Consider the following 806-nt stretch of genomic DNA (forward strand, 5'->3'; position numbering starts at 1 on the left):
CTTCAACATCAGTAAGTCAATCAGTGTCTGCATCTGAGTCAGCATCAGCGTCAGAGTCAGTATCAGCATCTGAATCAGCTTCAACATCAGTAAGCCAATCAGTATCAGCATCTGAATCAGCTTCAACATCAGTAAGCCAATCAGTATCAGCAAGCCAATCAGCTTCAGCATCTGAATCAGTATCAGCAAGCCAATCAGCTTCAGCGTCTGAATCAGTATCAGCGAGCCAATCAGTTTCAGCGTCTGAATCAGTATCAGCGAGCCAATCAGTATCTGAGTCAGTAAGCACATCTATTTCACTTTCTAACTCACTTTCAACTTCGGTATCTGAGTCTTCATCAAACTCTTCATCAAATTCTGAAAGTGAAACACCTAAACAAGGTGAAGTTATTATCACTTACGTAGATACAAAAGGTAAAGTGCTTAAAGACCCTCGTCAAGATACACCAAACTCACCATATGACACACCATATAACACTACTGAGGAAGGTGAAAAACCTGACACCATCAAGACAACAGATGGTAAGACATACAAGATCGTACCACAAGGTGACTACCCAGTAGGTAAGGTCGATGGCGATGGCCACTTGGAATCATCTGATCCAATTAAAGGTAAAGTTGATAAACCTAAATCAATCATTACTTATGTTTACCAAGAAGTGGGTAATGTTTTCGTTCACTATAAAGATACTGAAGGAAACACTATCAAACCATCAGTAACAGATGAAAAAGCACAACCAGTAGGTAAAGATTACGATACAGTAGTAGACAACCGTCCACAAGAGATCGAATTCCAAGGTAAGACT

The 806-nt window shown here is 40.2% G+C and carries 1 protein-coding gene; it reads left to right on the forward strand.

The features are described 5' to 3' along the window. Positions 1 to 23: 23 nt before the first annotated feature. Positions 24 to 806 (forward strand): MucBP domain-containing protein (locus K1J10_RS10600; protein WP_223357346.1); only part of this gene is annotated, 783 nt, incomplete at its 3' end.

The sequence above is a fragment of the Streptococcus australis genome (genome assembly GCF_019930045.1).
Classification (GTDB): domain Bacteria; phylum Bacillota; class Bacilli; order Lactobacillales; family Streptococcaceae; genus Streptococcus; species Streptococcus australis_D.